The sequence below is a fragment of the bacterium genome (assembly GCA_022616075.1).
Lineage (GTDB): Bacteria > Acidobacteriota > HRBIN11 > JAKEFK01 > JAKEFK01 > JAKEFK01.
Map to the genome: position 1 here is coordinate 1 of JAKEFK010000070.1, position 16,894 is coordinate 16,894.

General features: G+C 48.3%; 15 protein-coding genes. 10 read left to right on the plus strand and 5 right to left on the minus strand.

Annotation, left to right across the window (positions count from 1 at the left end; all coding sequences use genetic code 11):
* Nucleotides 1–298 (plus strand): hypothetical protein (locus L0156_06080; protein ID MCI0602563.1); only part of this gene is annotated, 298 nt, incomplete at its 5' end.
* An 8-nt stretch (nt 299–306) separates the two neighbouring features.
* Here L0156_06080 and L0156_06085 read toward each other — a convergent pair.
* On the minus strand, nt 307–507 hold the full coding sequence (locus L0156_06085) for a hypothetical protein (GenBank protein MCI0602564.1): 201 nt from the start codon (nt 505–507) through the stop codon (nt 307–309).
* 211 nt (nt 508–718) lie between these two features.
* Here L0156_06085 and L0156_06090 point away from each other — a divergent pair, with 211 nt between their 5' ends.
* From L0156_06090 to L0156_06110, 5 genes are read left to right on the plus strand one after another with little or no spacing between them, the layout of a single operon-like run.
* On the plus strand, nt 719–1,666 hold the full coding sequence (locus L0156_06090) for a PHP domain-containing protein (protein ID MCI0602565.1): 948 nt from the start codon (nt 719–721) through the stop codon (nt 1,664–1,666).
* A gap of 51 nt (nt 1,667–1,717) precedes the next feature.
* Complete coding sequence (locus tag L0156_06095) at nt 1,718–2,821, plus strand: DGQHR domain-containing protein (protein ID MCI0602566.1); 1,104 nt, start codon at nt 1,718–1,720, stop codon at nt 2,819–2,821.
* Between the two features lie 55 nt (nt 2,822–2,876).
* A complete protein-coding gene (locus L0156_06100; GenBank protein ID MCI0602567.1) occupies nt 2,877–3,872 on the plus strand; it encodes a glycosyltransferase in 996 nt (331 codons plus the stop codon).
* 12 nt (nt 3,873–3,884) lie between these two features.
* A complete protein-coding gene (locus tag L0156_06105; GenBank protein MCI0602568.1) occupies nt 3,885–4,586 on the plus strand; it encodes a tetratricopeptide repeat protein in 702 nt (233 codons plus the stop codon).
* A gap of 2 nt (nt 4,587–4,588) precedes the next feature.
* Nucleotides 4,589–5,146, plus strand: a complete 558-nt coding sequence (locus tag L0156_06110) for a hypothetical protein (GenBank protein ID MCI0602569.1) — start codon at nt 4,589–4,591, stop codon at nt 5,144–5,146.
* A gap of 99 nt (nt 5,147–5,245) precedes the next feature.
* Here the strand turns inward: L0156_06110 and L0156_06115 are convergent, their stop codons facing one another.
* Both L0156_06115 and L0156_06120 read right to left on the minus strand, forming a co-directional pair.
* Nucleotides 5,246–7,225, minus strand: a complete 1,980-nt coding sequence (locus L0156_06115; GenBank protein ID MCI0602570.1) for a radical SAM protein — start codon at nt 7,223–7,225, stop codon at nt 5,246–5,248.
* Nucleotides 7,226–7,493: 268 nt separating this feature from the next.
* Nucleotides 7,494–8,318, minus strand: coding sequence for a methyltransferase domain-containing protein (locus L0156_06120; protein MCI0602571.1), 825 nt, complete (start codon nt 8,316–8,318; stop codon nt 7,494–7,496).
* 163 nt (nt 8,319–8,481) lie between these two features.
* On the opposite strand from L0156_06120, the gene L0156_06125 reads away from it, so the two are divergent.
* The 4 genes from L0156_06125 to L0156_06140 are packed head-to-tail and all read left to right on the plus strand — an operon-like array spanning nt 8,482 to nt 13,989.
* Complete coding sequence (locus L0156_06125) at nt 8,482–8,832, plus strand: hypothetical protein (protein ID MCI0602572.1); 351 nt, start codon at nt 8,482–8,484, stop codon at nt 8,830–8,832.
* A gap of 46 nt (nt 8,833–8,878) precedes the next feature.
* Entirely contained in the window at nt 8,879–10,786 is a 1,908-nt protein-coding gene (locus L0156_06130) for a GAF domain-containing protein (protein ID MCI0602573.1), read from the plus strand.
* The gene (locus L0156_06135) at nt 10,783–11,580 is read left to right on the plus strand and encodes a tetratricopeptide repeat protein (GenBank protein ID MCI0602574.1); all 798 of its coding nucleotides are present in this window, start codon (nt 10,783–10,785) and stop codon (nt 11,578–11,580) included. The genes L0156_06130 and L0156_06135 overlap by 4 nt, the downstream gene beginning before the upstream one ends.
* A 42-nt stretch (nt 11,581–11,622) precedes the next feature.
* Nucleotides 11,623–13,989 (plus strand): metallophosphoesterase, encoded by a 2,367-nt coding sequence (locus tag L0156_06140; GenBank protein MCI0602575.1) that lies wholly within the window; start codon nt 11,623–11,625, stop codon nt 13,987–13,989.
* Nucleotides 13,990–13,991: 2 nt separating this feature from the next.
* On the opposite strand, the gene L0156_06145 is transcribed toward L0156_06140, so the two are convergent.
* Both L0156_06145 and L0156_06150 read right to left on the minus strand, forming a co-directional pair.
* On the minus strand, nt 13,992–15,596 hold the full coding sequence (locus L0156_06145; protein ID MCI0602576.1) for a benzoate-CoA ligase family protein: 1,605 nt from the start codon (nt 15,594–15,596) through the stop codon (nt 13,992–13,994).
* A 29-nt stretch (nt 15,597–15,625) separates the two neighbouring features.
* A partial coding sequence (locus L0156_06150; protein MCI0602577.1) for a glycosyl hydrolase occupies nt 15,626–16,894 on the minus strand: 1,269 nt, incomplete at its 5' end.

Here is a 16,894-nt window from a genome sequence, read left to right on the forward strand (position 1 = left end):
AGGGGTTGAACCCCTCCGATTTTCGCTACGTTTCGCGGACCGCCGGAGTTTTCGGACAGTCTCCAGCTTCCAGCTGGCCGAGCTCGAGCTCAAAAAAGCCGCCAAGATGCCGGCGCTACAAAATCCAGACAAGCTTCTGCCGATTTTTTCACAGCTTCTCTGGGCTGCGGCTCGCAGACTTGCTGGCTTCGTTGCTCGCTCGTTACATACCACAGCAGGTATGCGCCTCGCTCGCGCCTTGCAATCAAGCCTGCGAGCCAGCAGCATATGTCATCATATTTATGGGAAGGGACACTAAGTCTCCTGTCACTGGCCGGACTTGCGAAGGATGTCCCGGATATCGATTAAAACGTAGAGGATTCCGATCGCCAAAAATGCGACAGAAGCTCTCCACCATCCAGCCGGCGGAACATTGAACAAGTGTTTCACGTTCGCAATCTTCATATAGCTGCCCATAACGAACGAAATCACACCCAGGCTGGCCATTATTTGGACCAGCAATCTCATATAGTTCATATTGGACCCCCTGTTTGCGGACTTCAAAAAAATTGTTAACATACCTATTCTATCCAAATTTCTCCTAATAATCGTGGATCATGATCGTGATCGTGATCGTAATCATTTAACCTTAATCGAATTTCGATTAACGATCATGATTAACGATACGATCACGATTAAGATTACGATCAAGATTCACGATTAACTTAGGATACATAAAATGCCTACTAAACTTGTAGAAATACCTGAGGGTTACCTGAAAGCGGACCTTCACTGTCACACGTTTCACAGTGGCAAGACCGGCCATATGAAGGCGTTTGAACCAATGGATTCCTACAGCACTCCCCAGCAGCTCTACGACCTGGCAAAAAAGAGAGGAATGGATCTCGTCACCATCACGGATCATGACAGCATCGATGGTTGTCTCTCTTTTCTGGGAAAAAACCCTGGTGTAAATGATTTTTTTATCGGAGAGGAAGTCACGGTGCAGGTTCCGGAATTTCAGAAAAGCGTGCATGTGGCGGTTTACGACATAACGGAAGCGCAGCACCGCGAAATTAGTTATCTGAAAAGTAATTTTGACGAAACGGTTTCCTATTTAAAGTCCCAAAAAATCATCCATGCGCTGAACCATCTTTTTCATTGTTTCCCGCCAACAGCAAGGGGAAGAGCTTTTCTTGAAAAGATGATTTCTTCTTTTGATTTATTAGAAGGACTCAATGGGGCAATTGACGAAGGACATAACCTCATTATGCAACGCCTTTCCGAATACTTCCCGGGAAAGGGTTTGATCGGGGGAAGTGATTCACACACTTTGATCCGTCTGGGCAGTTGTTTCACTGCATGCCAGTCACAAACAAAGGAAGAATTTTTGCAACAGTTGCGATTGGGAAAGACAAAGATTGGAGGCAAGTACGGACACTTTCATCATATGTTCAACGATGCCATGGGCGTCTATTTGAACTATTTTCGCGATCTTGTTTTTCGCAGGAACGTTCACGTTCACTGGCCGTTTTGGAAAGAAGCTCGAAACGCTTTCGGGTGGATTGTTTGTCTTCCGGTCTTTTTTTCAGGAGCCCTTGGGGGCTTAACGGTTCGATATTGGATCGAAAAGTTTCGTCAAAAAGATTATGAAAGATTGATTGGAGAAGTTTGTAGTAGCGAATGAATTCGCTACTGAATAGCGACTAATGTCGCTACTACTAACACAGGAGGAGCGATGCTTGCGACACAGATAACACAGAAAGATGGAAAATTTTATTTTGTCAGCTACAAGGCGGCCGACTTACTACCAAAGGTTTTTTTCACAAGCCGATACTATTTTGAAGGAGAACAGATCGAAGCAACCGATGCGCACTCTTCTGACGAAGTTGCTAAATTCATCGCATCCGTTGAGAAAAAAGAACACGCGTTTCAGCGTATGCTCAACCGGCGAAAGATTCGGGAGATTGTAAATTTTCTGGAGAACGCAGCGGTCCAACCTTTGATTCCGGGAACCATTTTGCTCTTTACTCAGGAAGAGCTCACATTTAAGCGGATTGGACACTACGCATCGGTTGGCGATCTTTCCGAACCGGGCAGCAAATATCTCATTATTGATGGCCAACACCGTCTCGCCGGTCTTCGCTTTTATTCCGAACATCATCCACAGGAGGCGGATCAAATCGACGTTCCATGCATGATTTTCGACGGAAAGGCGGCGGATTTTGCCGCGGAAATGTTCGTCGTCATCAACTCCACTCACACCAGAATCAGCAAATCGCATCTTGTGGATTTGCTGGACCGCGTTACATCGGTGAGTCCCGAAAAGAAACTCGCGGCGCGTCTGGTTACAATGCTTTATGAACAATCCACTTCCCCTTTGCAATACCGCATCAACAGACTGGGCGGACGCAGCAAGCAGGAAAAGTGGATTTTGCAATCGGAGCTTTATAACGAATTGCATCGATTAATCGACCAGGATTACGATTTTTGGGAATACAACTTCAATCTAAAAGCCGATAAGGCCTACGATTTTGTTGTGGACTATTTCAAAGCGGTGGCCGCTGTAATGGAAAACATCTGGGGAAAGAAATCCTATATGTTCCACAAAGCTGTAACTATCAAAGCCGTTGTTCGAGTGCTGGGTGACATTATCGAAGAAGAGGATTTTTACGAACAATGGGAGGAACGCGGACAAAAACTCTTTTTGGAGAAGGTCAAAAACTGGGCAAATTTTGCAAGGGATTTTCGCGCAGACGGATTTTACGAACGCTTCGCTGCAAAAGGGCAGGTGGAGCGCACAAGGAAAATTCACGAATTCCTGACCCGCAATTTATCGTAGGGGCAGGCCTTGTGCCTGCCCTTTACGGGCGACCACAAGGGTCGCCCCTACCACCATGGAATCAAAACCGAAAATTTTGTTCGTTTGTCCGTTCTCAAACACAGATGCGAAGACATTTGTTGAGACTCTTGCGCAGGCGATAGATTGGGATATCAAGCTGAGCGACAGCGGGCTCAGTGCGCTATTCCTTCAGCTCAGGAAGTTCGATATCGTGCACTTCTTCTTGCCCGCTACCGGAAAATCGCATTTAGGAATTTCCGGAAAAGGTTCAAACAGTTTTCAAACAATATTTAACTTGCCCCAAGATTCTAAGGCATACAGGAAGAGCATTTTTGCGGACCGCGTGGTTGTATTTTCACAGCAAGAAAGCGATGCAATACGGCAGCAAATTCCGGGAACTTCTGTGGATGTGATTCTTCCCTGCGTTCGGTCCCGCCCATTTGCAAATCTGGAACCGGCGAACAGGATCCGGGAAAAATACGATGTGATGGACCGCCTTCTGGTGGTCGCATTAAATGATTTCAGCGATCAACAGCATTTTACAGCCTTCCTCTACACGGTTCGTGAGTATAACCGTCGTGGCGGATTTCGTTTTGTGGTTCCGCTTTACCGGCAGGACAAACGATCTATGCTCTGGCGTAACAGGCTGGCAGAAGCAATTCAGAAAGAAAAACTGCATTCCACGATACTGCTGGACGCTCCTGCTGACATTCCTTCTTTAATGAATGCGGCCGATTTTACTCTGTTTATGGACAAACGCCCGGAGCGCCCGTTTGGTTTCCCTATGATCACAGCTGAAGCTCTTTGCACGGGAAAGCCGGTCCTTTGTTACAACGTTCCGCCGGTGAATGAAATCGTTTCGGCTTTTCGTAAAGATTGGATTGCGAGCGTGAACGAAGATTTTTCGCGGATCTCCCGCGATCTGCTGAAAGAAAGTCCCCACCTTGAACAGATCTCCACCGAGTTGGCACGGTTTGCGCGATCAAAGATGAGTGCAGAGGCCGTTGGAGAGAATTACAAACAGCTTTACAACTCCCGCCTAAGCCTGTAAGCTTCGAAAACCATGAGTTATACATTGTTCCTTCTTTTGAATGTAAATCATGAGAAGGAAGCTTTGCTGGGTTATATCGCAAAGCGGTTGGAGCAAACCGGTCAGGAATCCTTTTGCTTTGACGAATCACCGGAAAGTTTTTTCGCTATTGAGTACATGCAAGAAGGCTCCGATACCAGTCTTGCCTTAGACATTCCCTATGGCGCAGAAGAAAAAGTTCTCCGTGATGTGTTTGATTTTATGACTTATCTGGAGAGTTACATTCAATTCCAGGTTCTGGATCCACAGATTGGCCGTATCATGGAATCAAATGAATCCGATCAGATTATCGAGAAATGGAAGAATGCAAACACAGAAGCGCTCAAGCAGTACGCTGATGGACATCATTTTTTGAGAACGGTTGCAGAGCGAGATGGAAAGAAGTCGATGATCGAAGCAATCAAATTCCAGGAGGAAACCTGGCAGAATCATTGTTCCGTTGCGCTTGCTTACAACCGGATCCACGATGCCGGGAACGCGCTCAAGCACTTCTCGCGGGCTTTCGAGCTGGATCCTGAGAATTTCGATATTCTGCATGCGATCGGAGTCACTTATTACAACCTTCAGAATTATTTAGAAGCGCGGGACGTCTTGCTGAAATACCTTCAGTCCGATCCGGGTAACGAGGACGCTCGACAGCTTGTCCGCGCCTGCGAAACAAAGCTGAAGTCATAGCCATGTCACACTCAGATCTGAAAGCAAAAGCGCTGGAAGTGTTGCACGAAGATTTTGATCCGGATCTGAATTGTGAATTGAAGCTGGAGCAAACATTTGAAAAACATCCGCTGAAGGATGAAAATCAGCCCTCGGCATTATTTTCCTTTCAGCCAAATGAAACGGATCGCTTCTTCGTGTTTGTGGGTGATGTCCTTCCGATGATTTACCCGGACTATGATCTTTCCGCGGAAGAGCTCTGGGCCGTTCACATCGGAATGGAATACTTCATTAAAATGGGAGTTGCTGAGGATCCGGATAGGAAATCGCCAAGATTCCTTGCTTATCTAAAGATGGTCTCCACGGTTTTTCAGGAGCAGTTATACATCTACAAAACGGATACGGTTAAAATTGAAAAGGTGTACATGCTGAACAATCAACGCCATGTCGTCGGTTATGCAACATTTGACGACAAGAAGTATTCCTGGATTGTGGGAGACATCCCACATTTCGTCTACAAGAAGGAACTCCCGCCCCAGATCATCTGGTCCCTGCACATGGGCCGCATCCTGATGACGTAAAAAGGAAACCGCCAAGACGCCGAGAACGCCAAGAAATTATCGCTTATACGATCTTGGCGAACTTGGCGCCTTGGCGGTTCAAGTTCAAAAAACTAGTACTTAGTCGCCGGCGACTCCCGCAGTCGTTTCATTTTTCGGGCGAATGTTGTAGACCTTCGTTCCGAGAAGTTGTTGCTGCAGAAGTTTTCTCCTCATGATCTCTTCATCATGAGCGTTCTGCGGTCCTTCTCCTACAACGCGCACGCGAGCGGCGTGTTCGGCATTGATGTTCAGATGATGTTCGGTTGTGTTCAGCGGCACTTCCTTGTTATTCGCATAAACACCGTGCTTTCCGTACTTGCGGTACCACTGAGCGACCGTGGCATTCTGGTGCATTTTTTCCAGAATGTTTCTCCAGCCGATTCCCGTGTTGTACGCACAGAAGGAGATTTCCCCTTCTTGCGTTCCGTAAGGAATGATACACATTTCTGTCCGGCGGAAATCATAGTTGAAGAGATCCTGGAACCACATCCCTGCAACAAACAGGAAGTTCCATGGATCATTACGGCGTTCAACACCGACACCGTAGCTTTTTCCGGTTAAAGCAAACGATTTGTCGAACTTCTTCAACATATCAAGAATGCTGAAGCTTCTTGGCGCTTTGAACGGATCGTAGTTCTTCAACAAAGCAAAACCCATCATCGCGTTCGACAGGAATTTTCCACGGCCGGCGTCCGTAATTTTTTGGACATCTTTTACCAGACCGGGGATATCCAGGAAAGAGGGCACCGGGGCCATCTCTTTTGTTTCTTTGTTGATCATCAGAGCCGTTCCCACACCGCAATTCGGGTGGCAGCCGCAGCTTACCTGGCCCCATTCGGCATTAGGACCATGAACGAGATCTGCAAAATCAGCGAAGGCGCTGATCAGTGAGATCGGGAACCAATCCCGCCGCGGTTCTGTCAGACCTGTCTGCTTCTTCACATCGTAAGCAAGATGCGACAGAGTGTAACGCTGTGCCAGACGGCGCTCTTCACTAACCTCTTCATCACGTCCCGTGAAGGAAACCGGTTGAAACGCGATAAAGGCAATCTTTTTGGGATTGGTGCGAGCGAATTCGATGATCGGTCCCACCTGATCGTTGTTCACTCCGTTTACGAGAGTAACGACCAGAATGATATCCACGCCTGCGTTATGCAGGTTCTCGATCGCGCGCAGTTTCACATCAAAAAGGTTGCTGATCTTTCGGTGGTTATTGGCGTCATTGCCGATACCGTCGAACTGCAAATAAGCGTAACGAAGGCCTGCTTCGCCTGCTTCCTTTGCATATTCCGGATCCTGCGCGAACTTGATTCCGTTGGTAGCAGCCTGAACGCTGTTGTAACCAACTTTTCGCGCGTATCGGATCGCCTCAACAAAATGAGGGGACATCGTCGGTTCGCCACCGGAAAATTGAACTGACATTTGCCGGCGAGGCTTGATCTTGATTGCGTTGTCCAGAATCTCCTGGATTTCATCCATGGAAAGTTCATGAACGAACCCGACCTGATTTGCGTCCATGAAACAGGGATCGCACATCATGTTGCATCGGTTGGTCAAATCAATTGTTAAAACTGAACCGCGACCATGACGGATCGAGCTGGTTCCGTGGTTATGCAGTGTGGCATCGTTGTGAGCGTCGATATCACGGCCGGGGAAGTTCTCTTCGATGAATTCGAGAAACTTCGAATCGATAGCCATGATGTCTTCGATCTTGCCATGTTCGGGACACTCCTTCACCATCCAGACCTGTCCGTTCCGCTCAATGATGTCGGCTTTGATTTCGCCAACATGTTCATTGATCAAAGTGCGGTAGTCCTGCTCACCGGACAAAATCTTGGCTCTTGCTTCACGGACACACGACGGGCAAAGTGAATCTGTCTTACGGGGCCAACCGAGGGTGGGCTTAGATTTTTGCCACGACTTCAGCAGGGGCTTTTCGGACCACTTCGGAATAAACGAAGCGTTGGGCCGATACTTGTTAAAGAACTGGATGGTGTTGAAAAGGCTTTTCCCGACAACTGTAAGTGCCTTGTCAACGTACTTGAAAAATGGATACATGCTATACCCTCTCCTATAATGTTCGAAAGGAATGTCATACGGACCTCATCCTTTCGGTTGCTTTCGTGGTGCGAGTGAATAATCAACGTGTCCTCTCACCTTTAAGGGTGGCCTGACAATTGACACTTGACAGGTCAATTCACAGGCTATCAAAGCATATGAATGCATTCCTAATATAAGTGCATTAATAATCAGTGTGCATTAAAACACAATTTATTCCTAAACACAACGATTGCCATAGTCGAGAAGGAGGGTGTCACGCCTCGGTTCAGTTACGCTTTGTAGCCTCGGCCCAGCAGACAGCATACCAGAGGGATGCATCTGCTTTTTGCTCCCATTCTTGAAGTGCCCGCATGGCGCTATCAAACTTTGCCTGATCCAAGAGGCCGACTGGGACGATTGCATCCTTCGCGGATTCGATTACGCCCCTGAGGTTGCTTGCATAAGCGGGAAAATGAGGATGACCGGCGCAAGAACCAAAGAACAGCCACTCATTCTTCGTGGGAAGCGCACCGGACTGATGAAGCAGGCTCACCAAACGGCGTCCAACGTAGGGATCGTTCCCCAGTTTTTCATAAGAGCGGATGTACGCCTGCCATAGTTCATAGAACCCTAAAGGTTCTGGAAAGATTCGAAGAACGTCGTGATCGTCATCCTGCAGAATGATTCTGCCTCCAGGCCGGACAGCTTCCACCATCATGCGAACAACTGCAAGCGGATCCGTCACATGTTCCAACACGAATCGCGTATGAACAATATCGAAGCTCGCCCATTCCTCCCGCCGGAGTGGAAGAGCTGTGGCGTTTCCTTGCCGTAGATCGACTAAGTCTTCTTCCCCCTCTAGACCGGCAAGTCTTTTTGATTCCCTCAGTTGTTCCAAACTCCGCTCAACGCCTACAACGCGTCCTGCCGCACCGGCCGCCCGCGCCATGGCCCGCGTAAATTGCCCGAGACCTGAACCAACATCCAGAATCTTTTCTCCCCCACTCAATGCAAGACGCTGTAGCGCCGAATCGTTTAACAATTTGTTCAAAAGCGACAATCGTTGTTGTTCGTCCGGCGTTGTTCCATGTATGTAAAGCGACTCGGTCATTCCTTATTACTTTATCAAAAGCAACAATCGTTTCCACTCGATGCTACAACTGTTTCCAATTTCATCCAACCCCCCTCGACGGTGAACGAGTTGGCATAAAAACTGCACAAGAAAACAATGCGGGCGCGATGCTCGCGATCTTTGTTGAGGTGTGAACAAAATTATGGATGCGATCTTGATTGTGGATATAGATCCAAAACGCGCGGATTTGATTTGTGATCTACTGAACCAACATCAAATTACAGCGAAGCGATGTAACGATTTCGAAGAAGTCCGGGATTTCGTCGTGCTTTCCCCTGCGGTTATTTTTGTTCATTGCGCATTGTTGAACTATTCGTTCACCGAGCTCGCTGCTTTGAGCCAACAATCCCATGTCAGGTTGCTCTTTTATTGCACCGAAGCGGATCACAAAAGCGCCAGAACAATAGCGAAGCTTCCTGAAGATCTTGGAGAAGTGATTCTCAGACTGAACGAAAGCAACAAAGATCCACGTGAGAATGTTCTGACAATTTGACCTCTCTTGAGCATATCATTATCATGGGACAAGCGACCAACGCGACATGGAACTTTGTCTCTACTATTCTCCCGGACTGAACGAACAGATCCTTACCCTGGTTACGCAATCTTTCGGAATCGAGCAGCAGGCGCTCTCGCAAGAACTTCCTGTGGGGCCGGCCCCGAAAATTCTCGTCTTGAGTTACGAATATTTTCTTCGTAACGGTATGTCCGACGTTCCTAATCTGCTTGGTGTTTTCCTTGTTTTGAAACAGCAGAATCAATATCAGCAGGTTCGCGTACCCGAAGATGTCCTCCTTGATTTTTCCACCAAAGAAATCAATCCCGTAAAGTTAAAAAACCTGATCAAGTCTGCTGATCTTCGATGGCAACTGGAATGTTTGAAAACCGAGAGAGATGCCCATCTTCTCCGGCTAAAAGAACTGAACAATATCGGCATCTCCTTGTCGCGCGAAAAAGACCCGGTTAAGCTCCTCAACAAAATCCTCCAAAAGAGCCGGGCCATCACTTCGGCAGATGCCGGCAGCCTTTACCTTGTGGAAGGTGATGAAGAATCGGGCAAACTTCTTCGTTTCAAGATTTCGCAAAATGATTCCGTTCAAGTGCATTACGAAGAATTTCAAATGCCGATTACAAAAGGAAGTATAGCTGGTTATGTGGCCGCAACGGGACAGACGTTGAATATTCCCGACGTTTACCAGCTCGGCGCTGATTGCGAATACCACTTCAATCAACACTACGATGAGAGCACCGGTTATAGAACGACTTCGATGCTCACAGCGCCTATGACGGATCACCAGGGGCACATCACAGGAATAATTCAACTCATCAATCGCAAGAAGGATGCTTCTGTAAAGTTGACGCAAAAGAATTACAAAGAGTGGGTGCGCTCTTTTGATCAAAATGATGAAGAATTGATCAACTCCCTGGCATCACAAGCGGCTGTGGCTCTGGATAACAGCACGCTCATCAAAAGTATTCAACATCTGTTTGAAGGCTTTGTGACCGCAGCAGTCACCGCGATTGAATCGCGGGATCCAACCACATCAGGCCACTCTTTTCGCGTTGCGAACTTGACGGTGGCCCTGGCGGCACTTGTGGATCGCAGTACGACCGGACGCTGCGCGGGAATTCATTTCTCTACGGATGAAATCAAAGAAATGCGCTATGCCGCGTTATTGCACGACTTCGGCAAAGTTGGCGTGCGTGAAAATGTCCTGGTGAAATCTAAAAAACTTTATCCATTTCAAGTGGATTTGATTCGGCAGCGTTTTGAGTACATGAAAAAAGCCTGGGAAGCCGAATATTACCGTTCGAAATTCAACCTGTTGCGGTCTGCTGGAAGTGAAAATTTTGAAACCCAGTTCGCGCCGCTGGAAAAAGCATTTGAAAACAGACTTGGTTCCCTGGATGACTACTATCAATTCATTCTGCAGAGCAATGAACCAACCGTTTTGCCGATGGGAAATTTTGACAAACTCCTGCGCATCGCATCCGATCAGGATTTGATTGCGCCTGGATCGCATGGCCCATTGGTGAGTGGAGAAGAGATTCAATTCCTCTCCATTCGAAAGGGAAATCTGAATGAAAGAGAGAGATCTGAAATTCAATCTCACGTCACTCATACTTTCCTTTTTCTCAGCAAGATCCCCTGGACTTCGGAACTGCGTGACGTTCCGAAAATCGCGTACGGGCATCATGAAAAGATGGACGGTTCCGGCTATCCAAACCGTTTGCGCGGCGAGGATATTCCGGTGCAAACTCGAATCATGACCATCTCCGATATTTACGATGCCCTCACGGCAGCGGATCGTCCTTACAAACGCTCCGTGCCCTCCGATAATGCGCTCGATATCATCGCGGAAGAAGTAAAACAGCAGCAACTGGATCCCGAATTGTTTCAATTGTTCGTGGAAGGAAAGGTTTATCAGCTCGCGAACAGCAAACCGTGAAAAGATTTCTTGCTCTCTTTTTGCTGGTGGCTTCTCTGGCTTTTACGCATGACGAACTCGCGGAGCAAGTTCAAGCAATTACACTAAAAATTAGACAAGAGCCTAAGCGGGCCGATCTTTATTTTCAGCGCGGCGAGCTCTATCGAGCGGATGGTCACTGGAAGCAGGCTGAACTGGATTACCTTCGCGCCCGGAAACTGGCGCCGAATGTTGCTGCTGCAGATCTTGGACTCGGTTTGGTCTACTTAAGTACAAACAAACTGAATGAATCTAAGAACGCATTCGACCGTTTTCTGCAGCAGTATCCGGAAAATGCTGAAGCCAGAGTCGCGCGTGGACATGTCTTCCGTAAATTGAATCAGCCAATGTTGGCTGTAGACGACTACAGCAAAGCGCTCGCGCAGCGCCCTGATCCGGAAATCTACATAGAAAGGGCAAAACTGCTGGCCGAACAAAATATGCTGCAGGATGCGCTAAAGGGGTTAAACGACGGAATCGAACGGCTTGGTCCGGTCGTTACTTTGGAGTTGTACGCAATCGATCTTGAATTACTCCTCAAACATTATGAGGAAGCGCTGCAGCGGATCGATCGAATTGCTGAGCAATCCGAGCGCAAAGAGACCTGGTTGGCTCGCAAAGGCGATATCCTTTTTTTAGCTTCTCGAACAGAGGAGGCCCGAGAATCATATCTTCTGGCACTGGAAGCAATTCAGGGGTTGCCGCAGTCGCGTAAAAACAACCGCTACACGCGCGAGTTGGAAGCCAAAATACGACACGCTCTTGAGAATCTTTAAGCGATTCCAGTAGAATAAGGCCCAAAGGACGAAGTGACCAATATGATGAAATTACGTACAGTTTTCGTATCCGCTATTTTGGCGCTCATAGCTGCTTCCACTTTCGCCGCAGAAGTAACTCTTGTTTCCACAGGTTCAACATGGAAATACCTGGATAACGGATCCAATCAGGGAACCGCCTGGAGATCTCTCGCTTTTGATGATGCCACATGGAGCTCCGGAGCGGCACAACTTGGTTATGGAGATGGAGACGAAGCGACTATTGTCAGTTATGGCCCCGATGCGAATGCGAAATACACCACAACGTATTTTCGTCAGAAATTTTTTGTTGGAAGTCCTTCTACTTATACGGGATTAACACTGAACCTGCTGAAAGATGATGGCGCTGTCGTTTACTTGAATGGGACGGAAATTCATCGAATCAACATGCCCACCGGTTCCATTTCGTATACAACGTTGGCATCAACTGCGCTCGGCGCGCCTCAAGAGGCAACCTTTTATTCCACGACTCATGCCAATACGTTACTGACAGGATGGAATGTGCTGGCAGTTGAGGTCCATCAGGCGAACGGCACGAGCACCGACCTCAGCTTCGCCCTGGAATTGAAGGCGAGCGATTCGGTCACCGTGACAAGGGGTCCCTATTTGCAAATCGGAACACCCGGCAGCATGATCGTCAAATGGCGAACGAACGTCGCAACAGACAGCCGCGTTCGATACGGGTTGGACCCGTCAAACTTGTCATCCTTTAAAGATAACAGCACGGTAACCACCGAACATGAGGTGGCACTCAGTGGACTGCTGGCGAATACGCAGTATTATTACTCGGTCGGCTCAACTACTACCGTATTAGCAGGTGGCGATACAAACCACTATTTCTATACTTCACCCTTGTCCGGTACGGCTGTTCCGACGCGAATCTGGGTGTTAGGAGATTCCGGCACGGCAAATTCGAACGCAGCTGCGGTGCGCGATGCTTACCTGAATCTCACAGGAAGTCAATACACTGACCTGTGGCTGATGCTGGGGGATAATGCCTACGCGAGCGGAACCGACAGCGAATACGAGGCTGCTGTTTTCGATATGTATCCCACGATGCTTCGCATCAGCCCTCTCTGGCCAACGCTCGGAAATCATGACGGTGTGTCGGCGGATTCTGCAACGCAAACAGGACCTTACTACAGCATTTTCAAACTCCCGACCCAGGGGGAAGCGGGCGGCCTCGCTTCAGGAACGGAAGCGTACTATTCGTTTGACTACGGCAATATTCATTTCATCTGTCTGGAATCGCACGAAACCAATCGCGCAGTGAATGGAACGATGATGACCTGGTTGCAAAATGATGTGATTTCCACCAACAAGGATTGGATCATCGCCTTCTGGCATCATCCACCTTACAGTAAAGGCTCGCATAACTCCGATACAGATTTACAACTGACCGAAATGCGGACGAATGCTTTGCCGATCCTGGAACAGGCAGGAGTGGATCTGGTGCTTACAGGGCACAGCCATTCCTACGAGCGATCCTTCTTGATTGATGGTCACTACGGCCTTTCGAGCACATTCACAGCTGCAATGAAGAAAGATGGCGGATCGGGACGTGAAGATGGAACCGGCTCATACAAGAAACCAACAGATGGACTCGGACCACACGAAGGCGCTGTTTATGCAGTCGCCGGCAGCTCGGGGCAAACTTCCGGTGGAACACTGAACCATCCGGCTATGTATATCTCTCTCAATTTGTTGGGATCGATGATTCTGGAAATCAATGGGACCCGGCTCGATGCAAAATTTATCAATCAGGCGGGAGCAACGCAGGACTACTTCACAATCCTTAAAGGCGGCACAACACCGGCGGCGCCATCCAATCTGGCGGCTGCCGCGGTTTCAACAAGCCAGATCAATCTGACCTGGACAGACAATTCCAACAATGAAACGTCATTCAAAATCGAGCGTTCCACGGATGGTGTGAACTTTGGTCAAATCGCAACCGTTGGCGCAAATGTCACATCTTACTCAAATACAGGCTTGAGCTCCTCTACGACCTATTACTATCGCGTGCGCTCTGGGAATGCTGCAGGCGACTCGGCATACTCCAATACGGCGAATGCGACAACGCAAGGAGTATCGCCGAATGCGCCTTCCGCTCTGGTTGCAACGGCGATCTCGAAAACCAGAATCGATCTTTCCTGGACAGACAATTCAAACAATGAAACTGGTTTTAAGATTGAACGCTCAACGGACGGGACAAATTTCTCGCAAATTGCTACGGTTGGCGCAAACGTCAGCACGTACAGCAATAACGGATTGAAAAGCAATAAAACTTATTGGTATCGCGTGCGCGCATATAACGGCACTGGCAACTCTGCTTATTCGAATGTGGCCAGCGCTAAAACGCCGAAACGGTAATTCTAATTTTCCGTAGGGCGGGTGTCCCTGCCCGCCATTCTTTTCTTCAGTTCGCCGCGGTCTACTTTGCCCAGGTGTGTTCTTGGCAGGCTCTCCACAAAAATGATGTGACGCGGATATTTGTAAGGTTCCAGATTCTTTTTCACAAATTCTTTCAGTTCTTCTTCAAAACCGGTCCGTTGCTCTGCAGCAATCACATAAGCGCAGGGCTTAGTAAGTCCGGCTGCATCTGTGATTGGAACCACGGCACACTCGCGCACACCAGCATGCTTTAGCAAACAATTTTCCACTTCCTGTGGAGAGACCCACTTGCCTGAAACTTTCATCATGTCATCGCCACGTCCGCAATGCGTGTAAAACCCGTCTGCATCTTTGCGAACAAGATCGCCGGTTATGTACCACTCGCCGCGAAAAGAACTTGCCGTCTTTTCCATCAACTGCCAGTAACCGATGGCTCGCGATTTACCACGCACCCAGCACATTCCCACTTCCCCTTCAGGAACTTCCTTTCCCTGATCATCTGCGGACTTCACTTCAAAACCGGGCACAACCGTCCCGACCGTTCCAGGTTTTACCAAACCTACACGGTTCGAAATAAAAATGTGCCACATCTCCGCGGTGCCTAGTCCATCCAGCAATTCCACACCGAATATTCTTTTCCATCTGTCATAAAGTTCAACCGGTAAGGCTTCCCCTGCAGAGGTTGCAAAACGCAAACTTCTAAAATCTTGCTGCATCGCTTCAGGATGACCGACCATCTGGTTGACCATGGTTGGAACATTGATCAAAATGGTAGGGCGGTGTTTGCGAATCTTTTCAAAAAGGACCTCTGCAGTACATCTTTCGGGAAACAACACACAGGCGGCTCCGACAGAAAAGGGGAAAAACAAATTGCTGCCTGTTGCATAGCCGAAGAATAATTTCGGAACGGAAATCGTCAGGTCTGTCGCATCGTATTCCAGATGTTTTTTGGCGTAGCATTCCGTTGTGTTCGCAAAAGATTGATGAGTCTGCACAACTGCTTTCGGCTTGCCGGTCGTTCCTCCTGAAAATAGCCAGATGGCTGCATCATCCCGGTGAGTCACTGAATTTTCAATCTGAGTACTCACCTGCTGGCGCAAAGAATCGAACGAAGAAACCGGCACCGGACAATCGCCTTGCGGCAATTCACCGATAGCCAGAAGCCCCTTAAGATGGTGACGCACAAGGGATGAAGCTTCGGCAAAAGCAGGATAACTTTCACCGAAAACGATCGCGTACTTGGCCCGCGTATATTCGAGAAAGTACGCAATGTCTTCGCTCTTCAATTGCGGATTCACCATCACCACAACTGCGCCAATCTTTAAGATCCCGAATAAGGCACACGGATACTCGGGTATGTCTGGAAGCGAAATGATGACACGGTCCTCTTGCTCGGCGCCCATCTGGCGCAAAACATTCCCGAACTGATTTGCGAACTCGAAGACTTGTTGATAATTGTAAGTCTTTGAATCCGTAACTATCGCGCGACGCCCACCGTTACCTTCCTGCAGACGCGCGTCCAGCAGAAACTCGGCGAGGTTGAAATGTTCAGGTGCGTCGAAGCCTGAAAAATGCTCAGCGGACATAACAATCTCACGCAGGCGAGACGCCCGCGTTACTTCTGCTTTTTATCCCACTCCTCTTTGGTCATGAGCTTGATGGGTTCGAGCTTCTTTGCGGCCAAACGTTTATTCAAGTTGTCAAGCTCTTTGCTGATGATTGATTCATACTTTGCATTCGCCTGATCCAGTTCCGCATTCAAAACGGAAAGTTTGCCGATCTGTGATTCGGTCGGGCGCCCGGCATGCAAACTCACAAAAAGATACAGTTCAACGACTTTTTCGCGAAGTTGCTCTTCTCCGGTCAGCCAACCTTCTTTCGTTGCCACGATGCTTTTATGCAAAGCATTCAATCGATTAGCAAAACCGGTCAAGGCTTTAGCCAGTTCATCGCCTTTCTTCAATTTCCCCGCGCGATCCTTAGCTTGATCGCGAACGCCGGTGATCTGATCGGCTAAAAAAGCCAATCGCTCCTGCATCTGATAAAGCTTCATGCTTGTTTCAAACTGAATCTTGCGATCCTCTGCAGAATACGAAACTGTAGGATCCGGATCCAATTTGATTTGCGATTCGAAAGTCTCAGTTCCTTTGATCAGTTTCACTTTGTATGTACCATCAGGCACCGTCGGACCCACCATCGCGCCATAGCCAAGTTGAGGTGAGGGAGCTACCTTTGGCGGTTTCAATCTCATGTACCAGGGCACACGATTGATGCCTTTCCGCTTTCCGCCGGGAAGGGAACTGATGAACTTTCCCTGTGTATCGTAGATTTCCAGTTTCATATCACCCATCATGTGGCGGTCTTTCAAATAGTAGGTGATCCATGCTGCCTCCGGCGTATTCGAACCAACGAATTCGTCATCTCCCGGAAAATCTTGAGCAAAACGAGGGAAACGAATCTGTGCCGGCCTTGTTTCAAGAAAAGCCACTTTTGATTCCAGAATCTTTTCGTTAATTTGGCGCAACGGACTAATATCATCCACGATGTAGATTCCGCGTCCGTGGGTTCCGACAATCAAATCGTGCTCCCGCGGATGAATAGCCAGATCATGCACTGGCACGGGCGGAAAATTCCCTGTGAATTGCGCCCATTGTTGACCGCCATCGATCGTGAGAAACAAACCAAGCTCTGTGCCCACAAACAAAACGTTGGGATTCACGATATCCTCACGAATCACGCGCGCGTAGCCCTTGAAAGTGTCGGTCACAAGAGACTTCCAGGTCTGACCGTAATCAGTGGTTTTAGAAACATAAGTTTTCATGTCGCCGGTTTGATGCCCGTCAAAAGTTACGTAGGCAACGGCGGGATTGTGACGGCTCGCCTC